The sequence below is a fragment of the Acinetobacter sp. genome, assembly GCF_045628685.1.
Lineage (GTDB): Bacteria > Pseudomonadota > Gammaproteobacteria > Pseudomonadales > Moraxellaceae > Acinetobacter.
Map to the genome: position 1 here is coordinate 1 of NZ_JAZQPV010000114.1, position 2438 is coordinate 2438.

The following is a 2438-nucleotide window of genomic DNA, read 5'->3' on the forward strand; positions in this document are numbered from 1 at the left end:
GAGGAAGCAAAACTAGATATAGGGCTGTATCTGATGGAATACTACAATCGGATACGACCACATCAATTTAATAATGGTATCAGCCCTTTTGCGGCTGAACAAAAACTTAAAACTGTGTCCAATATTTGTTGACCACTACACTCCAAACTTACATTAATTAGAAGAGACACGCCACGTTGGATGCTTACGAATAAAATAGATAATGCTATTTTTGAGAGTGTCAAAAAAATAAGTGACAACTTAAAGTTGCCGCCTATTCTTACTACTAATTACAAACCAAGTGCTAATGCAGTAGCGGACATGGTGGCTAGTAGCCAACCCTACGTGCTGCATCACAGTTAAAATATTAGTCAACGTGATACCGGTGGTCAAACTATTTTTTTTATTAAGTAACTTCTCAAAGTGGTTTCTATATTTTTATTTCATATAACAGCCATTATGTTAATTTTAGAAATTCTTACAGTCTGAGGAAACTTTATAACTTACTTCTATCCTTTATTAACTTAAGAAGTAGAAACTAATGCTGCACAAATAGCTCGTTTCTCTTGCTCAGAAAGTTGATGGGCTAAAAGCCCTTCAATTGTGAAAACCGCAATTTTTACTTTTGTCTCAATCTGATCATTCGCCATACCAAGTTTCTGTAGCTCTAATCGAAGTAAGCCCTCCACCAAGAGATGAAATTGTTCATGCCACTCTCGTAGTTCTGTAGAAAATTTTAATCTTGCATGTACCGTGCTGACTAAGCGATTCGCTAATTGAAGTTGATCGACTACCCAAATTAAACGTTCAGTAGGATCTTGAGTCGGCTGCAACATATATGCATTCAAATGTTTGGTTAATTCAGCATTAAGAATACTCACCAAGAGTTCATCTTTATTTTTGAAATACCAATAAATGGTATTCGGTGCAACCTGAACTTCGATTGCAATACGATTGATCGAAGTTGCGTCATAGCCTTCGTTTAAAAACAAAGCACGTGCAGCATGGATGATCTCTTCTTGTTTTTCTTCACGATCCTGTACGCGCTTATTACGAGCCATCAAAATTTCTCACTCTTCTAAAAAGGTTGAATTGCGACCAATAAAACAATTCAAAGACTGCATCGTAAATATTTCTTGAATGCTATTCAAGAATATAGTTAAAATGAGTTATCTTGAATGGCATTCAAGATAACCAAACAAGAATAATGGTGCACTGAGGATTGATGAAAATAAACTTATTCTTCTCGTGTATTTTTAAATAAAAACAAGATGGAACGTTGTCATCGTTATATCTGAGATCAGGTCAAAATATATGTCGAACCGTAAATATCCCGATACATCAAGTATTCAAAAATCTATCCATAAATCTACATTTGTAACGGATGGCATTCCATGCTCGGCAACACTTCATGTTCCCGTTGATATCAAAAACAAAGGATTGCCTGCCATTTTGATGGTCGGTGGTTGGGGGAGTGTACAAGGTGCTTTAACGACATCCTTTATCAATCACTTTGTGGCTGAGGGTTATGCAGTTATGGAGTTTGATTACCCAGGATGGGGTTTAAGTGGTGGCTTACCACGTCAAGATATTAATCCGTGGCGACGTGTAAAGACGGTGAATAGCGCATTAGCACATTTAAAAAATTTACCTCAAATCAATGCACATCATATTATTGTCTGGGGCACATCGTTTGGGGGAGGTCATGTGGTCGATCTGGTTTCACAACATCCAGACCTGAAGGGCGCGATTATCCAAGTACCGATGCTGGATGGAGTAAGTACAGTACGTTCAGTTCCATTTAAGCAAATGCTGAAATTTTTAAGTTATGGTATGGCCGATTCTGTAAAACCCGGTACTCGAATTTGCATACCGACAATATCTGAAAAAGGAGCATTTGGGTCGATGGATCGTGATGGCGCCTGGAATGCACTACAGCTGGCACTCAATGCACATGACCAAAAATATGATAATCGTGTGACTGCACGTTCTCTTTTAACTATGGGCTTTTACCGCCCCTGGAAACGATTAAAAGATGTAAAAATCCCCATGCTAATCATTGGAGCAACGCAAGATACTGTTGCTCCGTTTGTTCCTGAAAAAATAGAAAGAGTAAATAATCCATTACTTCAGGTGATCGAAATGGAAGCAGATCATTTTGATCCTTACTTTGAACCCTATTTTCCTAAAAATCTGCAATATCAATTAAATTTTCTGAAAAATCTAAATTAAAAATAGGTATCTTCGAAATTATAAGACGCGTGTGAGACGTAACAGAGGTTAATACCGAAGCACCCCATATGAAGAAGCCTAATATAATGAACCGCACCCCGAAAGTTAGACACTTAATCTAATTTGAAGGGTGCTTTTCTATGGCTAAACATTCTCAAGAATTTAAACTGAAAGTTGTTCAAACCTACTTATCCAATGGTGGAGGATATAAAAAAACAGGTGAACAA

Annotated in this window: 2 protein-coding genes; one reads left to right on the forward strand and one right to left on the reverse strand. The window is 37.4% G+C overall.

Annotated elements, in window-relative coordinates; all coding sequences use genetic code 11:
- Positions 1–503: 503 nt before the first annotated feature.
- Positions 504–1040, reverse strand: a complete 537-nt coding sequence (locus ACKI4H_RS14600) for a TetR/AcrR family transcriptional regulator (protein ID WP_407306980.1) — start codon at positions 1038–1040, stop codon at positions 504–506.
- A 253-nt stretch (positions 1041–1293) separates the two neighbouring features.
- Between ACKI4H_RS14600 and ACKI4H_RS14605 the strand changes: the two genes are divergently transcribed.
- Positions 1294–2211 (forward strand): alpha/beta hydrolase, encoded by a 918-nt coding sequence (locus ACKI4H_RS14605; RefSeq protein WP_407306982.1) that lies wholly within the window; start codon positions 1294–1296, stop codon positions 2209–2211.
- The last annotated feature ends 227 nt before the right edge of the window (positions 2212–2438 follow it).